The sequence below is a fragment of the Microcoleus sp. S28C3 genome, assembly GCF_036700785.1.
In the GTDB taxonomy this organism is placed as follows: Bacteria; Cyanobacteriota; Cyanobacteriia; order Cyanobacteriales; family Microcoleaceae; genus Microcoleus; species Microcoleus asticus.
In genome coordinates this window covers 1-26,336 of sequence record NZ_JAUBPO010000042.1, presented here as the reverse complement: position 1 = coordinate 26,336, position 26,336 = coordinate 1, and the positions used below count along the sequence as shown (strand labels likewise).

General features: G+C 47.3%; 17 protein-coding genes. 12 read left to right on the top strand and 5 right to left on the bottom strand.

Going from position 1 to position 26,336, the window contains the following annotated elements; genetic code table 11:
* Positions 1-78: 78 nt before the first annotated feature.
* Together QUA13_RS14585 and QUA13_RS14580 are read left to right on the top strand one after the other, a co-directional pair.
* Entirely contained in the window at positions 79-1,674 is a 1,596-nt protein-coding gene (locus tag QUA13_RS14585; protein ID WP_333199590.1) for a HAMP domain-containing sensor histidine kinase, read from the top strand.
* Between the two features lie 172 nt (positions 1,675-1,846).
* Positions 1,847-2,413, top strand: a complete 567-nt coding sequence (locus QUA13_RS14580; protein WP_172189661.1) for a hypothetical protein — start codon at positions 1,847-1,849, stop codon at positions 2,411-2,413.
* A 384-nt stretch (positions 2,414-2,797) separates the two neighbouring features.
* Here QUA13_RS14580 and QUA13_RS14575 read toward each other — a convergent pair whose 3' ends face one another.
* Both QUA13_RS14575 and QUA13_RS14570 read right to left on the bottom strand, forming a co-directional pair.
* Complete coding sequence (locus QUA13_RS14575) at positions 2,798-3,994, bottom strand: GNAT family N-acetyltransferase (RefSeq protein WP_333193890.1); 1,197 nt, start codon at positions 3,992-3,994, stop codon at positions 2,798-2,800.
* Positions 3,995-4,185: 191 nt separating this feature from the next.
* Positions 4,186-5,010 (bottom strand): dihydrofolate reductase family protein, encoded by an 825-nt coding sequence (locus QUA13_RS14570; RefSeq protein ID WP_333199536.1) that lies wholly within the window; start codon positions 5,008-5,010, stop codon positions 4,186-4,188.
* Between the two features lie 287 nt (positions 5,011-5,297).
* On the opposite strand from QUA13_RS14570, the gene QUA13_RS14565 reads away from it, so the two are divergent.
* The 6 genes from QUA13_RS14565 (at position 5,298) to QUA13_RS14540 (ending at position 14,246) form a co-directional block, all read left to right on the top strand.
* Positions 5,298-5,678 (top strand): photosystem I reaction center subunit IV, encoded by a 381-nt coding sequence (locus tag QUA13_RS14565; RefSeq protein WP_172189655.1) that lies wholly within the window; start codon positions 5,298-5,300, stop codon positions 5,676-5,678.
* Between the two features lie 2 nt (positions 5,679-5,680).
* On the top strand, positions 5,681-6,613 hold the full coding sequence (locus tag QUA13_RS14560; RefSeq protein WP_172189653.1) for a DNA-formamidopyrimidine glycosylase: 933 nt from the start codon (positions 5,681-5,683) through the stop codon (positions 6,611-6,613).
* Positions 6,614-6,656: 43 nt separating this feature from the next.
* Positions 6,657-6,809, top strand: coding sequence for a hypothetical protein (locus QUA13_RS14555; RefSeq protein ID WP_333199534.1), 153 nt, complete (start codon positions 6,657-6,659; stop codon positions 6,807-6,809).
* Between the two features lie 200 nt (positions 6,810-7,009).
* Positions 7,010-7,225 (top strand): NAD(P)H-quinone oxidoreductase subunit O, encoded by a 216-nt coding sequence (locus tag QUA13_RS14550; RefSeq protein ID WP_015178120.1) that lies wholly within the window; start codon positions 7,010-7,012, stop codon positions 7,223-7,225.
* A 109-nt stretch (positions 7,226-7,334) separates the two neighbouring features.
* Complete coding sequence (mdh, locus tag QUA13_RS14545) at positions 7,335-8,288, top strand: malate dehydrogenase (RefSeq protein WP_333199533.1); 954 nt, start codon at positions 7,335-7,337, stop codon at positions 8,286-8,288.
* Between the two features lie 1,398 nt (positions 8,289-9,686).
* Complete coding sequence (locus QUA13_RS14540) at positions 9,687-14,246, top strand: PAS domain S-box protein (protein WP_333199531.1); 4,560 nt, start codon at positions 9,687-9,689, stop codon at positions 14,244-14,246.
* Positions 14,247-14,479: 233 nt separating this feature from the next.
* Here the strand turns inward: QUA13_RS14540 and QUA13_RS14535 are convergent, their stop codons facing one another.
* Positions 14,480-18,514: an EAL domain-containing protein gene (locus QUA13_RS14535; RefSeq protein ID WP_333199529.1), complete on the bottom strand. Its 4,035-nt coding sequence runs from the start codon at positions 18,512-18,514 to the stop codon at positions 14,480-14,482.
* A gap of 571 nt (positions 18,515-19,085) precedes the next feature.
* Between QUA13_RS14535 and acnB the strand changes: the two genes are divergently transcribed.
* From acnB to QUA13_RS14515, 4 genes are all read left to right on the top strand, one after another.
* Entirely contained in the window at positions 19,086-21,701 is a 2,616-nt protein-coding gene (gene acnB, locus QUA13_RS14530; RefSeq protein ID WP_333199527.1) for a bifunctional aconitate hydratase 2/2-methylisocitrate dehydratase, read from the top strand.
* A gap of 253 nt (positions 21,702-21,954) precedes the next feature.
* The gene (locus QUA13_RS14525) at positions 21,955-22,413 is read left to right on the top strand and encodes a hypothetical protein (protein ID WP_333199525.1); all 459 of its coding nucleotides are present in this window, start codon (positions 21,955-21,957) and stop codon (positions 22,411-22,413) included.
* 3 nt (positions 22,414-22,416) lie between these two features.
* Positions 22,417-22,872, top strand: a complete 456-nt coding sequence (locus QUA13_RS14520) for a nucleic acid-binding protein (protein WP_333199523.1) — start codon at positions 22,417-22,419, stop codon at positions 22,870-22,872.
* Between the two features lie 149 nt (positions 22,873-23,021).
* A complete protein-coding gene (locus tag QUA13_RS14515; RefSeq protein WP_246276847.1) occupies positions 23,022-23,402 on the top strand; it encodes a cupin domain-containing protein in 381 nt (126 codons plus the stop codon).
* 194 nt (positions 23,403-23,596) lie between these two features.
* On the opposite strand, the gene QUA13_RS14510 is transcribed toward QUA13_RS14515, so the two are convergent.
* Both QUA13_RS14510 and QUA13_RS14505 read right to left on the bottom strand, forming a co-directional pair.
* Positions 23,597-24,256, bottom strand: coding sequence for a pentapeptide repeat-containing protein (locus tag QUA13_RS14510; protein WP_333199521.1), 660 nt, complete (start codon positions 24,254-24,256; stop codon positions 23,597-23,599).
* Positions 24,257-24,416: 160 nt separating this feature from the next.
* Positions 24,417-26,066, bottom strand: a complete 1,650-nt coding sequence (locus QUA13_RS14505) for an ABC transporter substrate-binding protein (RefSeq protein WP_333199519.1) — start codon at positions 26,064-26,066, stop codon at positions 24,417-24,419.
* Between the last annotated feature and the right edge of the window lie 270 nt (positions 26,067-26,336).

Here is a 26,336-nt window from a genome sequence, read left to right as displayed (position 1 = left end):
AGAAGAAGGTTATAGTTATTAAATCGGTTAAATCTGTTGAATCGATTACACAATCAGTTGCCGAACTTCCTTCGCAATATGTTCCAAGCTACCCGCCGCCGCCTCGCTATTTGGTACACTGCCGTTACTGCTGTATTGTTACTTGTGTTCGCCACTGGTTTCTATTTCTACGTCCGCAATACTTTGATCGATCGCATTGATGACACCCTCAATCATGTTGTGGAAGTAATAGAGCGAACTCTCGTTATCGAACCGCTAAGTTTCCCTACTACCAAATATAAAAATAAGTTGCAAGTTAATATTCAAGCGAGTTTTCGAGATAGTACCGATGCTGTAGAAGACGACCACATTGATTTAGAATGGTTCAGTCCTACGGGCGAATTGCTGTGGTCTACATTATCGGAACCGCTGAATATTCCCATTCACGCTAACCGCACCGGCGAAACAGTTTGGATAATTAATAATAAGTTGCAGTTTGAGGGTACAAATCAGGCAGAAGAAAGTTTGGCAACTGGCAATGTACGGGATGTCACGGATTTAATGGATAGAGGGAAGAGGGATTTAACCGCAGAGGCGCAAAGGGGAGAAAGAAGAGATTTTGATGGCGGTTTGAATGCAGGTTCGCAGGAAAATCTAAATTTAGGTAGTGAAAAGTCTATTGCACAAAATACAAATCGCGTTTCTACCAAACCAATTAGCATTCGGACAACTCAAAACTATTCCCTCAGACAAGTAACGCAGCGAGTACAAATCGGCCGCCAAGTTCTGGGATATTTGCGAGTCAGCCATCCTTGGTTTGAAGTGACAAAACCCATCCGCCAATTAATTCTCGATTTGATTTTGGGCGCGAGTTTAACGCTAATTTGCGTGGCGGCTATTGGCTGGCTGCTGTCGGGATTGGCGATGGCGCCGATACGAAAGTCTTACGGGCGTCTCAAACAGTTTACGGCTGACGCTTCTCACGAACTCAGAAATCCGATCGCCACTATTCAAACTAACGTCCAAGTAGCTTTGGCGGAACCGGATATCGAACCGCAGCAGTACCAACAGCTACAAGTTATCGAACGCCTCACCCGCCGTTTGGGGCGCTTGGTTGACGATTTGCTATTTTTAGCAAGACAAGACAGCGGTATCGTGCAGCAGCAGTGGATTGAGGTTCCTCTCGATGCTTTGCTGATGGAGGTAATAGAAGAACAACAGGCGATCGCCACTACCCAAAATCTCTCTCTTTCTTTGGAAATTGTCGATCTGCCCAACGCTGAGGACAACTTTACACTCTTGGGCGACTGGGATCAACTAGCCCGACTTTTTACCAATATCGTCAGCAACGCCGTGCAGTATACGCCCTCTGGCGGTAAAATTCAAGTAGAATTGCAGCTTGCAGCTAAAAACAAAAGAAATTCGCCGATGTTAAATCCAGCGCTGCAAATAAAAGTAACAGACACCGGCATCGGAATTGCCGCAGAAGCCCTGCCGCATTTATTCGATCGATTCTACCGCGCAGATCCCGCCCGCACCCACCGCAGCGCCGCCGGTTCCGGTTTAGGATTAGCCATCGCCAAAGCAATTGTCGAAAATCACCGCGGCCAAATCCGCATTGACAGCCAAGTCGATCGAGGTACCGCCGTTACCGTCACCCTCCCCGCCCACAAATCAGAAGCATCTCGCCTCTAAAAATCCTATCTTCCCCTCTTCCTCAGCGCCCTCAGCGCTTAATAAAAAAATCTACCCCTCAAGGCTGGTTCTTCTTACCTCTGGCCCAAACCCTGCTCTTAAAATTCATTTCCGCCATAGATTAACATGAACTTTGTTGGAAAACCTCGATCGAACTCGTGAGGAGTTATTTATGTTTCGCCACAATCTACCGTTCAAAAAAATCAGCTTGCTAGCAGCCACCTGCGGGGGTTTACTCGTTAGTCTCGCAACACTTTCCCAGGCCGGCGGCCCCCCGCCGCAACAAGGAAAACCCGTTTCCCAGCCTGCAGACACTCCCGCAGCCACTGAAGAACCCGTCAGCCAACCAACTCCGGCTGCGAGCCCCAGCCCCAGTGGGATGCCCTCTACACCGACAAACACGCCTTCCCGCTTCCCACTGCCCAGTGCGCGAGTTACCCCTGCCGAAGGCATGATAGTCATTAAACTGGTGAATACCACCAATGCTGTCATCAATTATCAAATCGTAGGCGTCACCCCGCCGCGCACTCTGGGCGAACAATCGGAAATTTTGCTGAAAACCATCCAAGTGCCAATCACCCTCACTTACCAGCGCCCAGACGGCGGATTGCTGCTGGTTCGCCCCCAAGCAACCGCCATGCCGGGAATGTTGCAAGTCAGTTTCGGCGCGACAACTGAGTTGGCCGCGGATACAAAATCCCTGGAAATTCAGGAAGATGGCAAGGTAATTTTGAATTAGTGATTAGTTATTAGTTATTAGTTAGCTGCTCTTAATAACCAATAACCAATAACTAATACCTAATTTAACTTATTTCTTAGTCCGCGCAGGCGGACTTTGTTTTTGTAGACGCGATTTCAATATCCGAATTAACCATCTACAACAGGGCTATTGAGGACACCGCACCCTGCCGTTTTCCTACCCAAAAATGTCGTAGCAGCTTGCGGGTATCGCCTGCCACCGCCCTCGCTCAAATGTAACCATCCCGCTAATTGTAAGGAAACGGCACGGCGCCGTGTCCTGATTTTGGATAACAGGTAAAATCAACCGCATTGAATGATGAAATTACCCGACCGCGAGTGCGATCGGATATAACTGAGACGAAAGTTTTACTCTTAAGCAATTTCAATCGCCGAGTAACAACGGAGGTAACTTAGTAAAAGGTAAATCCTCGTTGACAGCATCAATTTCTTCCTGTTCTCTTTCGTTGATTTGACCGATATAAGACTTGAGAATTTGGGCCAGACGGTTGTTATAAAATCGGTGCAAACTATAATTTGGCGTAGCTGGAAAGCCGCGCCGTTTTTTGTGCCGCCCGCCGGCACCGGGATCGAAGCTTTGGATGCCCCGATCGATCGCCCATTCGATCGGCGTATAGTAACAAGCATCGAAGTGCAAGCAGTCGATTTCCTGCAAACTGCCCCAGTAACGCCCGTACAGCCGATCGCCCTTATACAAACAAAAAGACATACCCACCGGGTGTCTGTCATCTTCCTTGTCGTAGGCGGCTACAAATAAAACTCGATCGCGATAATTGTGGTGCAACTGTTCAAAAAATCGCTTAGTCAGATACTTGCTGCCCCACCAACCAAATTTGTCGCAAGTATTCTCATAAAAAGCATACATTTGAGCAAACATGGCTTGGGGAATTTCATCGCCAGTCAGCGTTTTTACCAACAAACCAGCTTGGTCAACTGCTTTGCGTTCGCGTTTGATATTGCGGCGCTGGTTGGCATTAAATGCGCCTAAATAATTGTCAAAATTTTGATAGCCTTGATTTTGCCAAATATAGCTGTGGTGCAGCCAACTGCTGAAACCGTGGCGTTCCATTCTTTCGCGCCATTCGGGATCGACGTACAGGAAATTGCAACCGGAGATATTGTGCCGATCGCAAAAATGGTCGATCGCGCTTACCATTACTCCGGTTAACTCGTCTTCATCTTCCCCCTCGGCAATCAAAAACCGATAGCCTTCAGCCGGAGTAAACGGCGTCATTCCCATCAATTTGGGATAATATTTAACGCCCAAACGTTGAGCTAAATCAGCCCACTGATTATCGAATACAAATTCGCCGTAACTGTGACTTTTGACATAAAGTGGCGCGCAAGCAATCAACTGTTTGTCTCGCCAGACTGTTAAGTGATGCGGCAGCCAACCGGTTTTACCTGTCGCACTGCCCGAGACTTCGAGATTGTTCAGCCAATCCCATTCGAGAAATGGAGTTTTTAGCGGCATCGCCAGGGCATCCCACGACGCTTGCGGGATTTCGCCTATTTTGCTAATCCAGGCTACAGAATATTGAGGTTTTGGCTGTTGCAGCATAGGGAGATTTGAGCGTAGAGCGATCGAACTTCATTTAAGTTAATATAATTTCCCCTGTTCGACATTTGTTAGCAGGCTCTTCCTGGTATTGCAGATCCAGAGGAAAAGCCTTGATTTTCCTTGCGCTTGCTAGGATCTTCCTCTTAGACATGGGTTCGCCGGCTGTGCCTGGGAACCAGTTAAATGCGCGACTATCGATCGACACGATAATGCAAAAATACTTCTTGTCCCACCTGTTTAACCGCCAAAAGCTCCAATTTCGGAGCTAAATCCGCCAAAAAACCCTCTCCCTCCACAGGCGTCGGTGCATCCGCCCCGCCCAAAATTAACGGGCACACCGTCAGGCAAAGTTCGTCTACCAAGCCAGCAGCCAGCACAGACGCTACCAGCTTCCCCCCGCCCAGAATCGCCAAGCGTTTGATATCGAAGTTTGCTAGCTGTTGAAACGCATCAATCCAATCAATCTCTCCACCTGCGGTTTTCGCATAGATAATTCGATCGAATTGAGATGTTGCACCATTGTCAATAAGCCTTTGATCAACAGGCAAGATGCCTGTTCCACAAGCAAATTCATCTGTTGTGGAACGGGCATCTTGCCCGTTCTTGAGAATGGTGCCAGATGTGCGATCGAACTTACTGTCTGTTGTCGGGTACGGAGACGGCAATGGCGTTTCCCTAGTCTCTTGCCCTGTCAGCAGCCAGCGAGGTAACGGTTGCTGGAAAAATCGCAAGTTTGGGTCAAATTCGGACGATCGCGAACACACAATTTGCACCGGTTGTGGCGGCTTCCCTTGCAGTTCCCTCTGTTTGAGCAATTCCGGCGAAATCACTCTCATTGTCGTCCCATAAGCCTGTAAAGTGCCGTTGCCGAACAAAACGGCGTCACTTGCTGCTACTTGCTGTTCGAGGTGGGCTTTGTCGTTGGCAGAACCGAATCTCGCGGGCGATCGTACTGCATCTGCAATTTTACCGTCAGCACTGATCGCCAGTATTACTGTTGCGTGAAGTCCAGTCATTACTTATCAGAATTTCGCAGAACATTTAACTGTAGCAATTCACTACTATTTGTAAAGTTTGTTTTCAACTCGATCGCACTGGTTTTATTTGACGGATAATGTCAGTTTATTTATTTTGCAACCCCAGCGATCGCCCTACCAAAGTATTTACTTTTCTTTACAAACAGTAGGCCAAAAAACGGCGCGAGAGGTAAAAATTCCCTTGCAGACTTTAAATGCGTCGCGCGATCGACTAAAGTAAAAAAAATGGCTTGATCCGTTTATTCATCGCAAAGGAAAAAAAGCTCATGGTTCAACGCGGTTCTACAGTCCGGATTCTCCGCAAAGAATCCTTCTGGTATCAAGAAGTGGGCACCGTTGCTACGGTAGACCAAAGCGGCATTAAATACCCAGTTATCGTTCGCTTTAACACCGTAAATTATGCAGGCGTCAACACCAACAACTTCGCCCAAAGCGAATTAGTGGAAGTGTCAGCACCCAAAGCAAAAGCAAAAACAGGGACTCCAGTAGCTTCCGGCGGCAAGCAAACCACGGTAGACGAGAAAACCCGGAAAACAGGCAGCGGAGGAGCCCCCCAGCAGCCGAAAACTTCGACGGACAGCAAACCGGGCGCCGAAGTGACCGGCAGCGTCGAAGGTTCGCCAAATCAAGGAACAGAACAACGCTAATTGTGCCAGAACTGCCAGAAGTTGAAACTATTTGCCGGGGTTTGAATCAAGCAACCCTCGATCGAGAAATGTTGGGCGGGGACGTGTTGTTAAACAGCACGATCGCCCGCTCAATCTCTGCGACCGATTTTTTGACACAACTCAAAGGAAAGTCGATCGCCCGCTGGTACAGACGCGGCAAATATTTACTGGCAGAACTATCTCAATTCCCAGAAGGAGAAAGAGAGAAAGGGAAAGGGGGGGAATTTAGGGATCAAACTCCAAGCTCTTCCCCTCTTCCTTCTTCCTTGCTCCTTCCTTCAAAAGCCGGCTGGTTGGGCGTTCACTTGCGAATGACAGGACAACTGCTGTGGGTTAACCAATCCGAACCCCTGCAAAAACACGCGCGAGTGCGGCTGTTTTTTGAAGGAAACCAAGAATTGCGGTTTGTAGACCAGCGCACCTTCGGGCAAATGTGGTACGTGCCGGCAGAAACCGAGGTTTCCAGCACTGTCATCGGTCTGAAACTTTTAGGGCCCGAACCGTTTTCAGACGAGTTTACAACAGAATATTTGGCCCGCAAGCTGCACCGGCGGGCGCGACCCATTAAAACAGCTTTGCTAGACCAGTCACTGATAGCTGGTTTGGGCAATATTTACGCAGACGAAACTTTGTTTTTGTCGGGAGTGATGCCCACAACTCTGTGCGCGGATTTGACCGCAGAGCAAATTGGGCGCATCCATACAGCTATTATTCAAGTTTTACAGAAGGCGATCGCCTCCGGTGGCACCACTTTTAGCAATTTTCTCAACGTCCAAGGTGTCAACGGCAACTACGGCGGCGTCGCTTGGGTTTACAATCGCGCCGGCCAACCCTGCCGCACTTGCTCCACAACCATCGAACGTATAAAATTAGCAGGGCGATCGACTCATTTTTGCCCAGCGTGTCAGCAATAAGCAGAAGGAAGTTCGGCAACGGATTCTGTAACGGATGTAACGGATGTCAGGAAGAAGGAAGTTCGGCAACGGATTCTGTAACGGATGTCACGGATGTCACGGATGTCAGGAAGAAGGAAGTTCGGCAACGGATTCTGTAACGGATGTAACGGATGTCAGGAAGAAGGCGGAAGAGGAAAGAAGGAAGAAGGAATAACTGATATCTTGTACCATTGTCAATAAGGCTCTCAGGGGCGGGCGGGACACCCAGCCCAGAAGAATATTGAACTATTGTGGAACAGACCCGAAAAAGCTGTTAAGCGAGAATGGTGCCAGATGTCAGAAGAAAGAAGAAGTCCTTTCCAGGCAAATCTAGATTAAAATTTGTATAGTTTTTTAAACTAAACAAAGCAAGTTATGGCAATCAAGAAAGGCAGTATAGTTCGCGCTGTACGCGAAAAATTGGAAAACAGTCTAGAAGCCAAAGCCAGCGACCAGCGCTTTTCCTCGTATATATTTGAAACAAAGGGCGAAGTGATGGATGTTCGCGGCGACTATGCCTTCGTCAAATTTGGCAAAGTTCCCACCCCGAATATTTGGCTGCGGGTAGACCAACTCGAAGATTTTAAGTAACTCACCAAAACGAAACATCACTGTTCTTAATGTAGCGAAGGGTGCACACCGCGCACCTTTCCCCAATTAAGCTGATTGCTAAAATCTAAAATCTAAAATCTAAAATCCAATGAATTCTCCATCAAACCGCGTATCAATTATTGGTGCAGGCAAAGTCGGCAGTACGTTAGCCCAGCGAATTGCTGAGAAAAATCTGGCAGATGTAGTATTGCTAGATATTGTGGAGGGTTGGCCGCAGGGCGTTGCTTTGGATTTGATGGAAGCAAGGGGAGTGGAACGCCACGATCGCCAAATTGTGGGTACAAATGATTATACAGATACGGCAAACTCAAATATCATAGTAATTGCCGCCGGAGTGCCGCGCAAACCCGGTATCAATCGGGAAGATTTAATTAAAATCAATGCTCGAATTGTCACTGAAGCCTCAAAACAGGCGATCGAGCATTCTCCAGAAGCAATCTTAATCGTCATCACCAATCCCCTAGATATCATGACTTATTTAGCTTGGGAAGCTGCCGATGTGCCAAAACACCGAGTCATGGGTATGGGGGGAGTTCTCGACTCCGCCCGCTTTCAAACTTTTATTGCCATGGAATTGGGCGTTTCAAATGCTGAAATCAATGCAACTGTCATCGGTTCTCACGGCGATTTAATGGTTCCTTTGCCCCGCTATTCCACTGTCAACGGTATTCCCATCAATCAACTTATGGATGCTGGGGCGATCGATCGACTGGTACAGCGGACTCGCCACGGCGGCGAAGAAATTGTCGGATTGATGAAGATTAGTAGTGCTTATTTTGCACCAGCATCTTCTGCCTGTTTGATGGTAGAATCTATTTTATTTAATCAGTCGCGACTCTTGCCTTGCTCAGTTTATTTACACGGCGAATACGGGGTGCAAGATATATTTTTGGGACTTCCCTGCCGCTTGGGATATCAGGGAGTCGAACAAGTAGTCGAACTCGAACTCAGCGATACCGAAAGAGCAGCCTTTATCGAGTCGGGCAAATTGGTTGCCCAAAATATTGAGGAAGCCAGGGCGATGCTGAAAACTGCTTCTTAAGTTTGTAGCAGTGCGGCGATCGCAGCAGCCGATCGCCGCTTCAATATAATAATTTATACTGAGTATGGCAGTGCGATCGCTCTGTCGTAAATTGGCTTATAGGATTTAAACCGCGCTTTTATAAATATCATCGATCGTGCTTGTTTTGCTGTATTTCAAAAGCAGAAAAATGGGTAGCAAGGAACAGATTTATAAACAGAAAATTTACTATCAAAAAAGTTTTAAAAACGCAAAAACTGGCCAAAGCAGTTGAACTTTGTCTCCGCGAGAATGCCGTCAGAGTTTCTCTACAAAATAAAGCAAAAATCTGCCATCCTTTCTTTACAACTAAACCAACAGCAGAAGCAGTCGGTTTAGGATGATCTCTCACTCGCGATATTATTGCCGAACAACACGGTGGCACTTTAAAGGTAGAAAGCGAAATGCGAGTTTGTACAGAATTTGTCATTACTTTGCCCAAACTTTAATCCTCTCGATCGCCATTTCTATTGATGAAGCTTGAAATAACTTTACTTTAGTCAAAAATGTGATAGCCTAAACATGGTATTATCTAAAATTTTTACACTTCTCAAAAAATGCAAAAATCGGGCAAAAAGTGTACGCGCTAGCGAAGCTATCCCGAACGCGCGTGCGGGTTCGTTGCGCTAGGGAATCGCCCTTGAGTTGAGCCAATTTAACCATAGCCTGCAACTACCTCAACTTTTTTACCGAAAACTAACCTCTGATTCGGTGAATTTTAATAAGTTTAAAAAATCCAACCCTCGCATAAAACAATGAAAATGCAAGGAAAAATATCTTAAATTTCGGCTTGCCCTAAAGACTATATAAAATCTAATTTAGGACAGATAAATCGAGAATTACTGAAAACTCTAGAAAAGGCGATCGCCTAAATTTAAACAAATTTTAATAGAGGCGCTCCCAACAAGATATTCGCTCGCCAAACCAAGGAAACCATAGATCGAGTTTGCGGTAATAATAAAAAGGTGACACTTGCAACCGGAGGCGATCGAAAAAAATGTCAAAATTAGTCAGGACGCTCCTCCCGATCCCGCCATGAAACCCGGTTTTCCGTTTCCACTTTCGGAGCTTCCCTGACTTAATTAGCTTAACAAACCGGGTTTATGCTTAAGTCTTGTTAGTATAATTCTCAATTATTGAAAATTTATGGTGTACCAAATCACCGCCCGCTTTCCCAGTAAATATACGCACTTAAGCTGCTCGATCCGCCTCCAAATTCATAAAAACTACGGAAATGTACCGTGAGTAGCTGGTAATTGCTAGCAGAAGCAGAAGAATTTTTCCTTTGCCATTTTGATTTACCAGGCTCAACTTGCAGAGCGCTATTGCGATGCCATCAACCTCGATACCAAACCGCAAAATAACTAAAGAAATAGCATTATGTTTAATCAACACCTGTATCAAGAAGTAACCAACCTGCGCCAGAAACTAGCTCACCTAGAAAGACAAACGCAATCTCAAACCTGGTTCAAAAAGCTGCAAGCGCTGATGGGAGTGATTGGCAAAATTCGCGAATCCCTAGACTTAGAAACAATATTCAAAACCACAGCCACCGAAGTCCGGCAACTCCTAAATGCCGATCGAGTCGTCGTCTACCGTTTCCTCCCCGAATCGGAATGGAACGAAGGCGAAGTAGTCTCCGAAGACGTACTTCCCGAATACAGCCCATCCTTGGGCGCAAAAGTCCACGATCGCTGCTTCGGCGAACAATTTGCAGCAAAGTACCAAAAAGGGTACGTTCAAGCTGTCAGCGACATCTATAAAGCCCGGTTGCTCCCTTGTCACCTCAACATCCTCAAGCGATTTCAAATCCGAGCCAACTTAGTCGTACCGCTGCTGCAAGGGCAACATTTGTGGGGGTTGCTGTGCATTCACTCCTGCGGTCAACCCCGCGAGTGGCAAGAAGACGAAATCGAATTTGCCAGACAAGTAGGCGACCATTTAGCAGTTGCAATCTACCAAGCCGAACTGCACTTGCAAACCCAGAGGCAAATAGCAGAAATCGAATCCGCGCAGCAGAAACTCCGCGACAGCGAGCAAAAATATCAACAAATTCTCGATTCGATCGGCGATATGGTATTAGTCAAAGGCCCCCAATCAAAAATCGTCTGGGCTAATAAAGCATTTCGCGATTATTACGGCATGACTGAAGAAGAACTTCAAGACATCGTAGACGCACCTTTCGCCGATCCCGACAATACTCTCCAGTACATTAAAGATGACGCCTTCGTATTTAACACCGGACACACTCTGCAAATTTCCGAAGAACCGGTGACGCGGCGCGACGGAGAAGTGCGACTGTTCAGCACCGTCAAAACACCCATCTGTAATGAACACGGCCAAGTTGTAATGACTGTCGGCGTCTCCCGCGACATGACGGAACGCAAAAAAGCAGAAGAAGCCGTCAAAGCCAGCGAAAGCAAATACCGCAGCCTGGTAGAAACCTCCCAAGACATGATTTGGTCGGTCGATGCGATCGGGCGCTACACCTTCGTCAACCCAGCAGTTAAGTACATCTACGGTTACGAACCAGAAGAAATGCTCAGTCGGCCGTTCTCTGACTTTGTGACACCAGAACAAAGCCGGAAAGATTTAGAAGTTTTCGCCCGCCTGTTTGCCGGAGAATCTATTTTCCAGTACGAAACCACTCAAATCGCCAAAGACGGCAGCATGAAACATTTGATGTTCAACGCGATCGCCCTGTACGACGAGACGGGAAACTTCCTCGGCACCACCGGTACAGCCACCGACATTACCGATCGCAAGCGCGCAGAAGCCGCATTGCAACACGCAAACGCCGAACTAGAGCGCAGAGTAGAAGAACGCACGGCAGAACTGCGCCAGACTTTTGCCGCCCTCAGTGTCAGCGAAACCAGGTTTCGGACGATCGCTGCCACCCTCCCGGGAGCAGTGTTTCAATTTTGCAGCAGCCAGGGAGTGTGGAGAGTTGACTACATGAGCGATCGCATCGAAGATATCAGCGGCGTCACTGTAGCAGAAATGATGCAAGACTTAAATACATTCATTTCTCGCGTCCACCCCGAAGACGTGGAAAGCTACATCACCTCCGTCAACGAAGCCGTAGAAAATCTCTCTCCCTGGCACTACGAAGGGCGAATAGTCAAGCCAGACGGCGAAATTCGCTGGTGGCAGGGCGACTCCATGCCCACCCGCAGCGAGAACGGCGAAATCGTATTTTGTGGCGTATTGTTCGACATTACCGATCGCAAAGTTGCCGAAACCGCCATCCGCAACAGCCAGCGGCAGCTACAAGAAGCCCAGAGACTCGCCCACGTCGGCAATTGGGAACTCGATGCAACAATGGGAACTGTCACTTGGTCAGAGGAACTCTTCCGCATCTTCGGACTCGAACCGGCCACCTTTGCCCCCAACCTAGCCGAACAGGTCGCTCTGATCCCTCCAGAAGATGTGGAATTGTGGCAGACTCATGTAGAGCGGGCACTCGCAGCGGGCATCCCCTTTGATTTTGACTACCGCCTTTATCGTCCCGACGGCACGCTGCGACACGTGAACGTCTTGGGCAAAGCCGAAACCGATGCCAGTGGCAAAGTGGTAAAACTGTTCGGCACGGCAATGGACATTACCGATCGCAAAGCCGCCGAAGCAGCTCTGCGGCAAGCAGCAGCCGAGTTGGAAGACAGAGTGAGCGATCGCACGGCCGAACTTTCCCAAGCAGTCACTCAGTTAGAACAAGAAATTGGCGATCGCAAACTTGCAGAAGCAGCGCTGCAAGTTTCCGAACAAAACCTGCGAACCATATTTAACAATGTCTACGATGCTATCTTCATTCACGATTTAGAAGGCAACATTCTCGATGTCAATAATCGAATGTTAGAAATGTACGGAGTGAGCCAGGAACAAGCAAAAAAATTATCAATTAAAAACGACTATTCAAGCGGCGACAATCTCTCTGAACAAATTGGAGAACTTTGGGAAAGAGTATTAGCCGGCGAAACACCCCGCGTGGAATGGAAAGCGAGGCGTCCCAACGACGGTTCAACCTTTGATGTAGAAGTTGCCCTGTCCAGAATTCATCTCAACGGCAATCTCAGCGTCATTGCCAACGTCCGAGATATTAGCGATCGCAAACAGACAGAAGCAGAACTGCAACACGCTCAACAGTTTATGGAATCTGTTCTCAAAACCATACCCGTAGGAGTATTTTGCAAAGAAGCAGAAGAGTTGCGATTTGTACTGTGGAATCCGGCCGCCGAAGAGTTGCTCGGTTTCAGTACAGCAGAAGTGATGGGCAAAAAGGACTGCGACTTTTTCCCCAAAGAACAAGCCGACTTTTTCACCGCCAAAGACCGGGAAGCGCTCGCCAGCCGGCAAATTTTAGACATTCCCGAAGAACTGATTCAAACAAGAGAAGGCGATACTCGCATATTTCATACGAAGAAAACCGCAATTCTCGACGCTGATGGCAAACCGCAATATCTATTAGCTGTCACCCAAGATATTACCGATCGCAAGCTAGCAGAAAGTGCCTTGAGGCGATCGTCCGCCCAACTCAAGCAGCAGGCAGATCGAGAAAAATTGCTCAATATTCTCACCGCTCAAATCCGCAATTCCCTGGACTTCGACAGCATCGTTACAGTCGCAGTTAAGGAAATTCGCGCTTTCATGCAGATCGATCGTTGCAACTTTGCCTGGTATCGCTGCGATGGGGAGGAGCCTTACTGGGAGACAATAAAAGAATCTCGCCTACCCGAACTTCCCGATTTAACAGGTCGCTATTCAGCTTCCGACTTCGGCCCTCTGGGAGAAGCAATCTTGCAGATGGAAATGCTGCGGGTGGATGATGTCGAAACAGTCGCAGATCCTGTTTGGAAACAAACCCTTCGATCGATCGGCTACCAATCTATATTAATTATCCCCATGCAGGCACTTTCCGGGGTAATGAGTGCAATTACCTGCGGCTCCTGCTGTTCTGTGCGGCTTTGGAGCGACAGCGAAGTAGAATTGTTGGAAGCGATTACAGTTCAATTGGCGATCGCCCTCAACCAAGCCGATCTTTACGCCCAAACTCGCAATAAAGCTCTTGAATTAGAGCAAACCTTGCAGCAATTAACCAGCGCTCAATCGCAGTTAATTCAACATGAAAAAATGTCATCTCTGGGTCAACTTGTGGCAGGAGTCGCCCACGAAATCAACAATCCAGTTAACTTTATTTACGGCAATCTCACCCACGCCAACGACTATACTCAAGACTTGCTGCACCTCATAGAACTTTACCAAGACCACTATCCAGAGCCAGTCCCGGAAATTCAAGAGGAAGTAGAAGCTATTGAACTCGACTTTCTGATGGATGACTTGCCGAAACTGCTTTCCTCGATGAAAGTCGGTGCAGACAGAATTCAGCAAATCGTTGCATCTCTGCGCACGTTCTCCCGCATGGACGAAGCAGAAATGAAAGCAGTCAACATTCACGAAGGCATAGATAGCACCCTGATGATTTTGCAGCACCGGTTCAAAGCCAAACACAATCATCCAGAAATTGAGGTGATTAAAGAATACGGCAAATTACCTTTAGTAGAGTGTTATGCAGGACAGCTAAATCAAGTATTTATGAATATCTTGAGCAATGCTTTGGATGCTTTGGAAGAACGGGATCTGCGGCGTTCTGCTGAGGAAATGCGGGAACAGCCCAGCAACATCCGCATCCGCACTGAAATATCGCCAGCGGGCAAGGTAATCATTCGGATTGCTGACAACGGGCCGGGAATACCGGAGACTGTGGGCAGTCGGCTTTTTGACCCGTTTTTTACCACTAAACCTGTGGGTAAAGGCACTGGGATGGGCTTGTCAATTAGCTATCAAATTGTTACAGACAGACACAACGGGTCGCTGAAATGCACTTCTTCGCCGGGACAGGGTACAGAATTGGCGATCGAGATTCCGCTCAAAGCTAATTGTTAATGGGGAATGGGGAATTGAGAATTGGGAATTGCGAAAGCGTTACGGTGCATCAGTTTGGTAATTCTCAACTATCACCGAAAATCTAATTCTGATGCACCATTTATTCCCTAGTGCGTCAGTTTTGAGATTCTGAGTTTGTAGAAAACATCTCCCTAGCTGACATACCATACTTCACTTTATTACCAATTACCAATTACCAATTTCCCATTCCCCTTTACCAATCTGTACCTCACTCACTTGACAATTGCTCTATTAGCGAGATTTATCAGCATTTCTGTCACTGCGGAACTGTCCAAAGGTTTAGAAAACCAATATCCCTGAGCTAATTCACAGCCTAGTTCTCGAAGCTGTGCTAACTGTTCGGCTGTCTCCACACCTTCGGCGATCGCATTCAATCCCAAATTGTGAGCCAAAGTCACGATCGCCCGCACAATCTGCAAAGGCTGACCCCCGCCGTCACCGTTTTCGACAGCCCCCAAGCGACTCACAAAAGATCGATCGATCTTCAGCGTATCCAGCGGAAAGCGGTGCAAGTAACTCAAAGACGAATAACCAGTACCGAAATCGTCGATCGACAATCGAATATTTCTATTTTTTAATTGGGCGAGCACAATATTGGCTTTCTTCACATTTTCCACGAGCGCGCTTTCAGTAATCTCCAATTTTAAACAGCTCGGAGCGCAGCCAGTTTCTGCTAAAATTTCATCGATTTGCTCGATCAAATTTGCCAGACCTAACTGTTTCGGAGAAAGATTGACGCTCATTGTTAATTGCGAAGGATCGATAATTGGTAATTGAAAATTGGGAATTTGTAACTGGGAACTTGTATTGAGGGTAGCCGAAGTATTGGTAATTGGGTATTGGGAATTGGTAACTGGGGAGTGGAAATCTGTAATCGGGAATTGGTAACTAGAAATTGGTAATTTTTTACCGATTCTTTCTTCCCTGTTCCTTCTTCCCTGTTCCTCATTCCCTCTATCTGTTAAATCAGTTAAATTCCGTAGATTGCCCGCTGCCCTCTTCCCTCTTCTTTCTTCATTCTTCCTTTTTCTGACTTCCATCGAACTTCTTCCATCTTCCTCCGTTAACATTTCTTGCCAAAGGCGCAATTGCTGACAAGCTTCCCGCAACACCCAGGCTCCCAGAGGCACGATCAAACCTGTTTCTTCAGCTACAGGAATAAAAGTAGACGGCGGCACTAGACCCCGAACCGGGTGATGCCAGCGCACCAACGCCTCAAAACCCTCGATCGCACCGCTGGCGATCGAAACAATCGGTTGGTAGTGCACAATAAAGTGCGAACATTGATCCTTGCTTTCCCCTAATTCCTCCTTGCCCAAAATAGCCAACCGCAGGTCATTTTCTAACTGCAACAGCGACATAGTTTGGTCGTGCATCGCCAAATTAAACACCTCGTGGCGGGCCTTGCCCAAAGCTTTAGCGCGGTACATAGCGATGTCAGCATCGCGTAGGAATTCTTCCGGGTGAGTGTAGAGATTCGATTCGCCACTCTCGGCGGTTTCGCCTACACTGAAAACAATGCCAATGCTAGCAGTGGTAAATACTTCGTGTCCTTCGATATGAAACGGCATCGTCAGTTCTTTTTGTATCTTTTTAGCTGCTAGGGTCGCGTCGCTGAGGCTCTGAATGTGGTCTAGCAGGATGGTGAATTCGTCTCCCCCCAGCCTAGCCACGGTATCAGAAGCCCGCACGCAGGTTTGCAGCCGATCCGCGAGGGCGACTAGGAGTTTGTCTCCTAAAACGTGTCCTAAAGAATCATTAACTACTTTGAAGCGGTCTAAATCTAAGAAAAGTAAACCAAATTTGTAATCGGGGGACTGATTGGATCGGCGGATGGCTTGTCCTAGCCTGTCGATGAACAAAACGCGGTTGGGCAAACCCGTCAGCGCATCATGAAAAGCGCCGTGCAGCAGTTGCCGTTCTACTCGCTTGCGCTCGGTGACATCTCGGATAATAATCTGGGCGGCGGTCAAGCCTTGATAAGTAGCGGGGATGCCGACAACTTCAACGTCTATTATTTGTCCGTCGAGCCGCATCAGTTTTTGTTCGGCAAGGTCGATCGGCTTATTTTCTTTCTCGACTAGCCGGATGCGCTCTCTGGCTGTTTCCACATAGTTTGGATGGACGAAATGCAATACCGGAAAGCCGATTAGGGCATCGGGAGAGCTCGCACCCAGGAGTTTAGCGCCGGCAGCATTGATGTAGGCGATTCTCCCTTGACTGTGAACGGCGATCGCTTCGGGAGATAGTTCTACTAAACGGCGATAGCGTTCTTCACTTTCTTGGAGAGATACTATCAACTCGCATCGCTCTTTTTCAGCCTGCTGGCGTTCGACTTCCATTTGGTGAACCGCCAGAATTTTACCGATGCTTTGAGCCATCAATTCTATGATTTCTATTTCCTCGTACTTGAATTGTCTTTTTTTTATTTCGGGCGAACTAAAACTCAAAGTTCCGTAGGTTTTATTATTAACAAATATCGGCGTTCCGATGTAAGATTCTGATTTGCAGCTTTGATAAGCTGGATGTTCGCGCATCTCTATGTCTGCTCCTATATGAGAATACGCAACTGTTTTATTGAGTTTAATGACTGCGGCGCAGTAAGTATCGCTGAGGTTCAATTCTAAGCCTCGCACGAAGTATCCTAAATCTGTTTTCGCTGCCTGCACAATAAAAGTTTCGCTCTCAACTTCAGCCATGATCCCTATAGAAAGGCCAAACATCAAACAGCCTGCTGTTAGATAATCGTCAACCAGTTCTTCAAAGTTTTGATAATGATAAGTTGTAATCCGGTGCAAGTGTTTGAGATTAGCGCTAAAAGCTGCTAAAGCTTGAGAATTTAAAAATAATTCTTCTTCCGAGCGCTGGCGGTCGGTAATGTCTGTTTGCACTCCAATAAAGTGGGTTAAGTGGCGCCGCGAGTTGTAAACCGGAGCGATCGACAGTTCGTGCCAAAAAGGCGTGCCGTCTTTCCTAAAGTTGCGCAGGATAACTTGAGATTCTCTCCCTTCTTCAATCGCAACTCGCAATTGTTTGGCAGCGGCGGTGTCCCTGTCGGCGCCCTGCAAAAACCGGCAATTTTTCCCCATTAACTCGTCTCTGCGATAACCGGTGATCCGCTCAAAACTGGGATTGACATAAATAATCGGATTATCTGCAACGGTCGCGTCGGTGATTGCAATGCCGTTGCTGCAACTTTCGATCGCCCGTTCCATCATTTGTAAGCGTTCTTGCGATATGATGCGCTCGATCGCCGCGGCTAATACGTTGGCGATCGCTTCTACAAAATAAACGTCATCTTGACTGAAAACCCGCCCTTGGCTGGTATGCACCCCCAAAATGCCCCAGGCCGGCGAGGAGGAACTGTTCGCTGGTTCTGCTTGTCCCCAGTTGCTTCCCACTCCCCGATTGCCCGGAATGATGACAGTGACGCCGCTGACAGCCCGGTGGTTGTGCAGCAGCGGCAACTCGCTAAAGCGCGTTTCCACGCGCAAATCTTCGACGATAGTCGGTTCGCCCACTAGCAATGTGTAACCTGCTTGCGATCGGGCAGAAGCGGTAACAGTAGCGCTGCCGACAAGGCCCGGCTGCCAGCCAACCCCCGCTCGCAGCATAAAAGCATGGCCAGAGGGCAACAGTTCTAACAACTGACAATAATCAACGTCCAGCGTTTGAGCAATTAAAACCGCAGCTTTGTCCATGAGTGCGGACAAATCTGTTTCAGCAAGGGCCTGCTGCCCCAAGTAAGCGACGGCCGCTTGCTGGCGGGCCCGCAAGTGGATTGACGCGAGCAATTCCTGCTCCTTCGCGGCGGCTCGCTTGCGATCGGTAATATCGCAGAACACCGACAGAACAGCTTTTTCCGACCGCAATGTCAAATACCGCATCGATACAGTTGCCCAAAACAGCGTGCCGTCAGCTTTTTTAAGGCGGACTTCTGTCTCGCGGACGTGTCCGTTGTCGGCGAGTCGCGACAGCAGTTCCTGGCGGTCTGCGGGGTTGTGGTAGAACATTTCGGCTTTTTGGCGTTTTATCGACTTGAACTCTGTGAGCCCGAAAGCCTGACGGCATAAATCGTTGCTATAAAGAATTGTGCCGTCCGCCAGACTGCTGACGATCAGGGGCATCGGCATTGAGTTGGCGATCGTCAGCAGTAATTCTGTTGTTCCTTGCAGCTCTTGATACAAGTCTGCCTTGGAGGCACAGCCCTGACAGTCTTCAGAGTTTTCAGGGATAAAACTTTCCATTTGTTAACCGATCCATTAGCAGGACAACTTTTTTCAACTTGCGGTAAATGACGATTTCAGATGCAGAGCATTGGTAACAACTGAAGACTTAATTTCATTTGTCAATCAGTAATATTACGCAAAAAAACTGCTTTTCTAGGAGTGGAAATTCGCGATTTGGGAGTGAGCGGGCATAAATATGGCGCTCGGCATAATTCCTCGATCGCCCGAATGTGGTTTTTCTACTCAAAATCCGAGTAAACTTTGAGCATAATTGCTGATTGACAAATGCTTCCCTAGCTTAACTTGTTAGGAATGGATGCAGAGGACGATCGACAGTAGCCCACAACACATTAATCTTAACCAGAACAATACCAATGAACGCCTTAAACTGCTCGGCTGGAGTTTGATACGATCCAATCCCAGTCGAGAGCACATCTGTCTTTGGTATGAAAATCTACAGTTTTTAAACTTGCGTTAAGTTTTTATGTATGGCGAGGTACTTTACCCAATCAGCAGCGGAAGCTCCTAATCTAAAAAGTAAAGTCACCTGCTTGCCAACCACCGAATACTATCCGAGGAGAGAGGAGAAATGCTTGAATCTTACCGCCGTACCGCTGCCGAACGGGCCGCTTTGGGAATTCCACCGCTGCCGCTAGACGCCCAGCAAACGTCGGAACTGTGTGAACTGCTGAAAAGTCCGCCGGCTGGAGAAGAAGAAACCTTAATAGAATTATTGCGCGATCGCGTCCCGCCCGGAGTAGACAGCGCCGCCTACGTCAAAGCTGGTTTTTTAACCGGCATTGCTAAAGGTGAAATCCACAGCCCCCTAATTGCTCCCAAATGGGCAGTTTACCTGCTGGGGACAATGATGGGCGGTTACAACGTGCAATCTTTAATCGATTTGCTCAATCCCACTGCCGAAACCGCCATTGGCGCTACCGCAGCCCGGGCCTTGAGCAAAACCCTGTTAGTATTCGACGCCTTCCACGACATTCTGACTTTATCCGATACCAATCCCTACGCCAAGCAGGTAGTCGATTCTTGGGCTGCAGCCGAGTGGTTCACCAGCCGCCCCGTACTGCCGGAAGTCATTACCGTTACAGTCTTCAAAGTTCCCGGAGAAACCAATACTGACGACTTGTCGCCAGCACCTCATGCTACCACCCGGCCGGACATTCCCCTGCACGCTTTGGTGATGCTGGAAAGTAAGATACCAGGAGCTCTGCAAACGATCGCAGAGTTGAAGCAAAAAGGCCATCCCGTAGCCTACGTCGGCGATGTTGTCGGTACCGGTTCCTCGCGGAAATCGGCGATTAATTCGGTGCTGTGGCACATTGGCAATGATATTCCGTTTGTGCCGAACAAGCGCAGCGGCGGTTATATTTTAGGAAGTGCGATCGCCCCGATTTTCTTCAATACCGCTGAAGATTCCGGCGCTTTGCCGATCGAATGCGATGTCTCCAAAATGGAAACAGGAATGGTAATTACCATCCATCCCTACAAAGGCGAAATCACCAACGAAGCCGGAGAAATCATCTCCACCTTCACCCTCAAACCCGACACAATTCTAGACGAAGTTCGCGCCGGCGGCCGAATTCCGCTATTAATTGGACGCACTTTAACCGACAAAACCCGCGCAGCTTTAGGACTAGAACCCAGCACTATTTTCACCCGCCCGACTATTCCCACCGATACAGGCAAAGGCTTCACTTTAGCACAAAAAATGGTAGGCAAAGCTTGCGGTTTGTCCGGCGTTCGTCCCGGTACATCTTGTGAACCAGCCATGACAACAGTCGGCTCGCAAGATACCACCGGGCCGATGACTAGGGACGAATTGAAAGAACTTGCTTGCTTGGGATTTAGCGCCGATTTGGTAATTCAAAGTTTCTGCCACACCGCCGCTTATCCGAAACCAGTTGATGTCAAAACTCACCACGAATTGCCGGATTTCATGGCACAGCGGGGCGGCATAGCTTTGCGGCCAGGAGACGGCATTATTCACTCTTGGCTGAACCGAATGTTATTGCCGGATACAGTGGGAACTGGCGGCGATTCTCACACTCGTTTCCCTTTAGGAATTTCATTTCCTGCGGGTTCGGGATTAGTAGCTTTTGCTGCTGCCTTGGGCGTGATGCCTTTGGATATGCCGGAATCGGTTTTAGTGCGGTTTAAGGGTGAATTGCAGCCCGGAGTAACGCTCAGGGATGTTGTGAATGCAATTCCCTACGTGGCGATTAAAAAAGGTTTGCTGACAGTCTCGAAACAGAATAAGAAGAACGTCTTTTCTGGGCGGATTATGGAGATTGAAGGTTTGCCAGATTTGAAGGTCGAGCAGGCTTTTGAATTGACCGATGCGACGGCCGAGCGTTCTTGCGCCGGATGCACGATTAAACTGAGTGTGGAGACTGTTTCCGAGTACATTCGTTCCAATGTGGCGCTGCTGAAAAACATGGTGGCGCGGGGCTATCAAGATGCGCGGACGATGATGCGCCGGGTAGCGAAGATGGAGGAATGGCTGGCTAATCCGGTGCTGCTGGAGGCGGATGCTGATGCGGAGTATGTTGAAATCATCGAAATCGATCTGAACGAGATTAAAGAGCCAATTGTGGCTGCTCCCAATGACCCGGATAATGTTAAGTTGTTGAGTGAGGTTGCGGGCGATCGGGTTGACGAAGTATTTGTCGGTTCTTGCATGACAAATATCGGTCACTACCGCGCCACTGCGAAGGTGTTAGAAGGTGCAGGGGAAGTGAAAACTCGCCTGTGGATTTGTCCGCCAACTCGGATGGACGAACAGCAACTCAAAGAAGAAGGTTATTACAGCATTTTTGGAGCTGCTGGAGCTCGCACAGAAATGCCCGGATGCAGTCTTTGTATGGGAAATCAAGCGCGGGTTAAAGATGCGACAACGGTGTTTTCAACTTCTACTCGCAACTTTAACAACCGCATGGGCAAAGATGCCCAAGTTTATCTCGGCTCGGCGGAATTGGCTGCCGTTTGTTCGCTGTTAGGTAGAATTCCCACAGTCCAAGAATACAACGACATTGTGTCAAAAAGAATCGATCCTTTTGCTAGTGATTTGTATCGGTATTTGAATTTCGATCAAATTGCTGGTTTTGAGGATGAAGGCAGAGTGATTGCTTTGGAAGATATGCCTCGCATTGAGGATCTTTTGGGAATTACCGATGGTGTGTTGAGCAAGTAATTTCATCGAAAATCAGCGAACTGCTTATTTTGAAATGCAGATGAACGCAGGTGTACGCAGATGAATTTTATCTGCGTTCATCTGTGTTAATCCGCTGACATCTGCGGTAACAAAACATCCCAGAATCTCCATGAATCATCCCCCGTTTTTTGTTTAAAATATAAGTAGAGGCGAGTTCGATAGCCAATCTCTAATTCCGAGCCAGGATATCGACCTGCCAATTTCTATAAATCCGTTTGAGGAGAAAAAAAGTATGTCTGAACGAGCTTTAATCACTGAAAACCCAGAGACACCAACTTCAGCGCCAGAAACTCGCATTGGTAATGAAATGGTAGAGTTTCTCAGTGTAATTCAGCAAACTCCGAGAGAATATTGGCCTAATTTGCTTAAAATGATGAGGTTATTTCTGGAAACTGTGACAATTAAGCCAGGATTGTCGGAACCCGCCGAGACACCTGAAAATGTAGATTTTACTAAACAGTCGAAGGAGGGAAGTATCAACAGAGATCAAAATATGAGGAGAGCAATACTAGCGGGGCGAAAGGAAGGAAATGAGGATAACGAAAAACCAGAAATTATCGATTATTTACAGCAGCACGAAGCTCTGAGCAAGCTGTTACAGTCTTGGATAGACGATGGAGATGAACAGGAACAAACAGAAACCGCTGAAGTTCTCCGCAAGGCACTAGAAGAAAACCCGGTGCATATATAGTCCATGAGCAGAATAGTTTTGTTAGATTCTGGGCCTTTAGGAATTGTTACAAATCCCAAAGCCGCCTCTCCTTTATCTCAAGAGGGTAAAGTCTGGCTGCAATCTTTGCCGCTAAAAGGTTACATTGTCATGCTTCCTGAAATTGCTGACTATGAGGTGAGGCGCGAATTAATTCGTGCAGATAAAACGGCAGGTATTAGACGACTCGATCAACTTAAATCGCAAATCCCCTACCGTCCTTTGACTACCGAGGTAATGCTTCTAGCGGCTCAGTTGTGGGCGGATGCACGAAACAGAGGAAAGACAACAGCAGAACCCAATGCACTTGACGGGGATGTGATTCTGGCGGCTCAAGCAATATTGGAAGTAAATGCAGGCAATGAAGTGGTGATTGCGACAACAAATGTGGGTCATTTGTCTCAGTTTGTGGATGCTCACGAATGGCGATTAATCTCATGAAGCTGGATTCTGGGATAAAAACTTAGGAATGAACTCGTTAGCGAAGGTTGCAGAAGCCGATCGCCCCATCGCACTTACCCGCTTACCCTATCCCTGATATACTTTTAACTACAGCTATTTTTGCAGACACCGTTAGCGAGATAAATAGGATGGTGGAAACAGTGGACACAATCGAAAAAATTGACGATCGCACACAAACCCGGTTTTGGGGCAAAGTTACAGTCATAGACGCGGGCGATCGTTACAAGATCAATCGCATTGAAGTCAAACCGGGACACCACATCAGCACCCAAATGCACTATCACCGCAGCGAGCACTGGGTTGTCGTCTCCGGTACCGCTAAAGTTATCTGCGACGACAAAGAGACGATTCTCATGCAGAAACAGTCAACCTACGTTCCCATGAATACTGCTCACCGCGTAGAAAATCCAGGCGTTATTCCCCTAGTGATGATTGAAATCCAAAATGGCGAATACCTCGGCGATGATGACATTATCCGCTTCGCCCAAGATACTCAGGAAGAAGATTGAGTCGACATCAAAATATGAAGCAATGGCAGATGCCAGCGAAAAGCTTCTCGCACCGAACAACGATCCGCGCAGCGACCGGAAACTTGATAATTCCTACAAATAAAAAAAATGTAGGGGCAATTTCAGAATTGCCCCTACATTATTATATTAAGCTTTTTAAGGACCAGAGTTTGATATAGCAATTGGCGATCGTCCTACGGCAGAGAAGCGTTTTTCAAATCTACATTTGCCATATTGGCATTCTTTAAATTAGCACCGGTCAAGTCGGAACCGTTCAAATTTGCATTGGTCAAATTTGCATTGGTCAAATTTGCATCCCGCAAGTTGACTCCCTGTACGTCTATTCCCGATACACTGGCACCTCTGAGGCTGATATTAGCTAAATTCGCAACGGACTGGCGAGCATTTCTCAGGTTCGCACCCGCCAAATCGGCGCTTTCTAAATTAGCACCGATTAAATTAGCGCTGGTGAGGTTGGTATTTTTCAAACTGGCAATTACTAAACCGGCCAGACTCAGATTAGCGCGGCTCAAATCAGCACCCTCCAAATTGGCACCGTGCAATTTAGCCCCAATTAAACTCGCACCTTGCAATTTAGCTTTTTTCAGATTTGCTTCGTTCAATTTGGCTTCGTTCAAATTTGCACCGTTCAAATTTGCACCCCGCAGATTCGCACCGCTCAAATCTGCTCCGCTCAGATCCATACCAGCAAGTTGCGATCCTGTCAAGTCACATTTGCTACATTTTTTAGTTTCTAATAGTTGCTTGACTTGTGATACGTTTTCTGCTTTTACTCCAGAGGCCAAACCGATCGCAATCAGTAGCCCTGTTGTTGTTAAAATTCCAAGTTTCATATACTTACCCTCAGCAATATCTCTCTTTAATAATATCCCACATTTTTTGAGAGGGTTGGGTGATGGGTCTCTTTCATAAACTGTGACAATCATCACCCTGTTGTGCAGAAAATATGCAATAATAATTGACGTTTCAACTCCTGCAAATTCTTGTAAAGAATTATTGCTTTTTCAGGAACCAAAAAGGAAAAGATTGTGTCGGTTCTAAACGGACGCCGGTAATATTTTTCTGAGCAAAGGTATAGTCCTTATCCTGCCAAAGAGGGATAAAAGGTACATCTTGACCCAGTATATCTTGAATTTCGGCAAAGAGGGCTTTGCGGGTTTGAGGGTTTGGTTCTTTTCGTTGCTTGTCGATCAGTTGATTTACCCGCTCGCTATAATAAAACGAACCCTGACCTTGACTAGCACCCTTTTCACAGCCCCCGGCGGCCGAACCAGTGGCACAATCCAAAAACGGCTGAATATAATTGTCGGCGTCGAAAAAGTCGGCATACCAATCAACTAAAACGGCAGGATAAATCCCCTTCTCTATATTTTGAAACAAAGTCGGAGATTCAACGCTGTTAATTTCAACCTGCATCATCCCGTCCATTTTGAGTTTAGCTTGCGCCTCGATCGTACTCGCCACTAAAGCTCGTTTTGTGGAAGCTGAAGGATACCAAATTTGCAGAACAAAAGGATTTGCGGCCGAGTATCCCGCTTTCGTTAAAAGTTCCTTAGCCTTTGCAGTGTTGGCATCGCCGTACAGTTCTTTAAAAATCGGTTTTTGAACGTCGAAGGTTGTGGGAATCAAACTGTAAAGCGGTTGTGCTTGTCCCCGCAGTACGCGATCGTTAATCAGCGGGCGATCCATCGCTGCGGCGATCGCCTGTCTCACTTCTAACTTATCCAGCGGTTTAGATTTGGTATTCAGCGTCATGTAACTAACCGTACTGCTTTCCCCGGCGATTTCCTGCCATTTGCCTTGTTTTGCTCCCTCGTCCAAGCTGCGAACTTGGTCTGCATCCATAGACAAATAAGCCACATCGACTCCACCAGTCCGAAAACTATTGAACAAATTTGACGAACTAGAAAGCAGCAAAAGGTCAATTCCTTGATTAACTGGTTTTTCTCCCCAATACTTGTCAAACACGTCAAACTTGAGAGAATCGCTGCCGTACTTCGCCAACTTGTAGCGTCCAGTTCCTACAAACGTATCGGGTTTAAATTTACCCTCCCCAATCTCGTAGGCTTTTGGAGAAACTGCACAAATACCGGCAAATGTCAACAGGGAAGGAAAAGCAGCAAAAGGCTTTTTGAGTTGAAAAGTTAATTCGTATTCGCCCGTCGCTTTCACAGATTCTACTGCATCGCTCAACAAGAAAGCAGGACGGCCGGCATTTTTGATAAACCGCTGCAAGGAAAATTCCATTGCTGCGGCGTTAAACGGTGTGTCGTCGTGAAAAATAACGCCTTGACGCAAGGGGATTGTATATGTCAACCCGTCTTGGCTAACTTTTGGAAGTGCTGTCGCTAAGTGGGGAATTAACTCAGTAGTTCCCGACTTGTAAGTGTAGAGAGTATCGCCCAAATTTTGCAGCAGTTGCCCCGATATAATTTCGTAAGCGTCCGCAGGGTCGATCGTCCGCAATTTCAAGGTTGTGCCAATAGTAACGCGGTTATTAACATTTTCGCCGCTCGCATTAACCGATCGATTGGCTCTCTGTCCGCAGCTTGCAGTTAACAAGCAGCACAGACAGAACAGAGCTATAGCTTTAATCACTGAAGGTTTTATAGATATTCTAGGCTGCTGCTTGTTGATTCTCATTGTCTTTTTTTGACACTCCAAATTACTCATAATATTATCACAAAACTCCGGAGAGTTTCAGGGTTTACTCGTGGGTGGGCTAGAAACTTGGTTTTTCGCAAAGCTCCTAGGTTTATTAACGAGCAATATAGTCAGAAACCGGATTTCTGAGGTCGCGAGTGCGATCGCCTCCGCTGGCATTTTGAGTTCCTAACGGGACTTAAACATAAAATACGATAAAAATAGGTTATAATGCTTACATAGCAAGCATATAACGTTAAAAAATGACCC

What these genes read in the sequence shown, in the direction of transcription:
- QUA13_RS14585 (WP_333199590.1), top strand. Translation starts at nt 79, where the DNA reads ATGTTCCAAGCTACCCGCCGCCGCCTCGCTATTTGGTACACTGCCGTT.
- QUA13_RS14580 (WP_172189661.1), top strand. Translation starts at nt 1,847, where the DNA reads ATGTTTCGCCACAATCTACCGTTCAAAAAAATCAGCTTGCTAGCAGCC.
- QUA13_RS14575 (WP_333193890.1), bottom strand. Translation starts at nt 3,994, where the DNA reads ATGCTGCAACAGCCAAAACCTCAATATTCTGTAGCCTGGATTAGCAAA.
- QUA13_RS14570 (WP_333199536.1), bottom strand. Translation starts at nt 5,010, where the DNA reads ATGACTGGACTTCACGCAACAGTAATACTGGCGATCAGTGCTGACGGT.
- QUA13_RS14565 (WP_172189655.1), top strand. Translation starts at nt 5,298, where the DNA reads ATGGTTCAACGCGGTTCTACAGTCCGGATTCTCCGCAAAGAATCCTTC.
- QUA13_RS14555 (WP_333199534.1), top strand. Translation starts at nt 6,657, where the DNA reads ATGTCAGGAAGAAGGAAGTTCGGCAACGGATTCTGTAACGGATGTCAC.
- QUA13_RS14550 (WP_015178120.1), top strand. Translation starts at nt 7,010, where the DNA reads ATGGCAATCAAGAAAGGCAGTATAGTTCGCGCTGTACGCGAAAAATTG.
- mdh (WP_333199533.1), top strand. Translation starts at nt 7,335, where the DNA reads ATGAATTCTCCATCAAACCGCGTATCAATTATTGGTGCAGGCAAAGTC.
- QUA13_RS14540 (WP_333199531.1), top strand. Translation starts at nt 9,687, where the DNA reads ATGTTTAATCAACACCTGTATCAAGAAGTAACCAACCTGCGCCAGAAA.
- QUA13_RS14535 (WP_333199529.1), bottom strand. Translation starts at nt 18,514, where the DNA reads ATGGAAAGTTTTATCCCTGAAAACTCTGAAGACTGTCAGGGCTGTGCC.
- acnB (WP_333199527.1), top strand. Translation starts at nt 19,086, where the DNA reads ATGCTTGAATCTTACCGCCGTACCGCTGCCGAACGGGCCGCTTTGGGA.
- QUA13_RS14525 (WP_333199525.1), top strand. Translation starts at nt 21,955, where the DNA reads ATGTCTGAACGAGCTTTAATCACTGAAAACCCAGAGACACCAACTTCA.
- QUA13_RS14520 (WP_333199523.1), top strand. Translation starts at nt 22,417, where the DNA reads ATGAGCAGAATAGTTTTGTTAGATTCTGGGCCTTTAGGAATTGTTACA.
- QUA13_RS14515 (WP_246276847.1), top strand. Translation starts at nt 23,022, where the DNA reads ATGGTGGAAACAGTGGACACAATCGAAAAAATTGACGATCGCACACAA.
- QUA13_RS14510 (WP_333199521.1), bottom strand. Translation starts at nt 24,256, where the DNA reads ATGAAACTTGGAATTTTAACAACAACAGGGCTACTGATTGCGATCGGT.
- QUA13_RS14505 (WP_333199519.1), bottom strand. Translation starts at nt 26,066, where the DNA reads ATGAGAATCAACAAGCAGCAGCCTAGAATATCTATAAAACCTTCAGTG.